2 protein-coding genes and 1 rRNA gene are annotated in these 2,189 nt (G+C 65.1%); 2 read left to right on the top strand and 1 reads right to left on the bottom strand.

Annotated features, from left to right (window positions below):
• Both rrf and IQ216_RS13570 read left to right on the top strand, forming a co-directional pair.
• Positions 1-116 (top strand): 5S ribosomal RNA (rrf, locus tag IQ216_RS13565).
• Between the two features lie 77 nt (positions 117-193).
• Positions 194-655, top strand: a complete 462-nt coding sequence (locus IQ216_RS13570) for a DUF6165 family protein (protein WP_228007533.1) — start codon at positions 194-196, stop codon at positions 653-655.
• Here the strand turns inward: IQ216_RS13570 and IQ216_RS13575 are convergent.
• The coding region (locus IQ216_RS13575) for a DNA polymerase (protein WP_228007534.1) at positions 597-2,189 on the bottom strand (1,593 nt) is incomplete at its 5' end. The two genes, IQ216_RS13570 and IQ216_RS13575, sit on opposite strands and share 59 nt — an antisense overlap.

The raw sequence follows: 2,189 nt of genomic DNA on the forward strand, positions 1-2,189 counted from the left end.
CTGGTGTCCATGGCGCAGTGGAACCACACCGATCCATCTCGAACTCGGTTGTGAAACGCTGCAGCGCCGACGATAGTTGGGGGGAAGCCCCCTGAGAAAATAGGTCGATGCCAGGTAAAAACTTTTTGTGCTTTGCTCCGATGATCAAAAGGTCACCTTGTGGGTGGCCTTTTTTTGTGCCTAATCTGTGGCCATGGACTCCTTGATTCAGATCCCGGTATCCGTGGGTGAGTTGATCGACAAACTCTCCATCCTTGAGTTGAAACTCAACCACCTCGAAGGAGCGGCCTTCGAGCACGTCCGTCAGGAGCATCGGCTGTTGGAGGCGGTCTTGGCGGATGCCCCCCTGGTTGTGCCAGACGACCTCCAGCAACAGCTCCAGGCGGTCAATACCCAGCTGTGGGAGGCTGAGGATGGCATCCGTGCCAAGGAGCGGTCCCAGGACTTCGGCGCCTCTTTCGTGGAGCTGGCCCGAAGCATCTACCGCCTCAACGATCGTCGTTCCGCCATCAAGCGGGCCATCAATCTCGCCTGCGGCAGTCCCCTGATTGAGGAAAAGCTCTACGCCTTGCCGCAGCGACAGGTCGAGATCCGTCCTACTTCGCTTCCATCCAGTTCGGGCCAGCCCCCGTCTCCACCACAAGCGGCACGCTGAGCTGCATGGCCTGCTCCATGGTGCGGCGGGTGAGTTCCAGCACTGCCTCAGCGGCCTCGGGGGCGGCTTCCAGCACCAGTTCATCGTGCACCTGCAAGAGCAGTCTGGCCGGCAGGTCCTCGTGCTCAAGACGCCCCTGCAGTTGCACCATGGCCAGCTTGATGATGTCGGCACTGGAGCCCTGGATCGGCGCGTTGGCAGCGGCCCGCAGCTGTTGGGCCTCAAGGCCGCGGCGGCGGGCCAGCTCCAGATCCAGGCTCAGCGGGTCTTTACCCAGGTAGCGGCCCAGGCCGCCCGGATCAAAGGCAAAGGGCCGCCGCCGCCCCAGGATCGTCTCCACATAGCCGCGGCTGAGGGCCAGCCGTTCCTGCAGTTCCAGGAAGGCGAACACCTTGGGATAGCGCTGCCGGTAGCGGCTCAGGAAGTCCTTGGCGGCGGCCTGGCTCACCCCGGCCTCCCGGGCAAAGCGCTGGGCTCCCATGCCGTAGATCACGCCGAAGTTGATCGTCTTGCCCAGCCGCCGTTCTTCGCTGCTCACCTCCTCCTTCTCCAGCAACAGCCGCGCCGTCAGGGCGTGCACGTCGTCGCCGTTGCGGTAGGCCTCCACCAGCACCTCTTCGCCGCAGAGATGGGTGAGAATGCGCAGCTCGATCTGGGAGTAGTCGGCGCTGATCAGCGTCCAGCCCTCCTGGGGCAGGAAGGCCTTGCGGATCCGCCTGGAGAATTCTGTACGGATGGGGATGTTCTGCAGGTTGGGATGGCTGCTGCTGAGTCGGCCGGTGGCCGTCACCGCCTGGTTGAAGTCCGTGTGCACCCTGCCGGTTTCCGGCTCCACCAGGCTGGGGAGGGCATCCACATAGGTGCTCTTGAGTTTGCTGAGCACGCGGTGCTCCAGCACCAGGGGCACCACGGGATGGTCGTCCACCAGTTTTTCGAGCACGGTGGCGTCGGTGCTCCAGCCCGTCTTGGTGCGCCGCGACTTCCTGCGCTCCAGTCCCAGGGTGTCGAACAGCAGCTCCCCCAGCTGCTTCGGGCTGGCCAGGTTGAAGTCCACCCCCGCCGCGGCTCTGGCCTGGGCTTCCAGCCGCTCCAGAGTGGTGCCCAGGGAGCTCCCCAGCTCCTTGAGGTAGGCGGTGTCGATGGTGATGCCCGTGGCTTCCATCTGCGCGAGCACCGGCTCCAGGGGCAGCTCCACCTGATCCAGAAGGGTGGGCAGTGCTGGCCCGAGCGCCTCGAGCTCCCGGCGCAGCAGCGGCGCCAGCCGCCTGGTCACGTGCACATCCATGCCGCAGTAGTGGGCGGCTGCCTCGATCGGCACAGCCGCGAAGCTGGCGCCCTTGGGCACCAGCTCCCCGTAGCTGGTGGGCGTGAAGCCGAAGTTGCGCTGCGCCAGCACCTCCAGGCCGTGCTTGGCGTTGGCATCGCGCAGGTAATCCGCCAGCAGGGTGTCCATCACCACCCCGCGCAGCTCCAGGCCGTGGCGCAGCAGCACCAGCCGGTCGTACTTGGCGTTCTGCAGCGCCTTGGGGTGGCC

Source organism: Cyanobium sp. LEGE 06143 (genome assembly GCF_015207535.1).
Classification (GTDB): Bacteria; Cyanobacteriota; Cyanobacteriia; order PCC-6307; family Cyanobiaceae; genus NIES-981.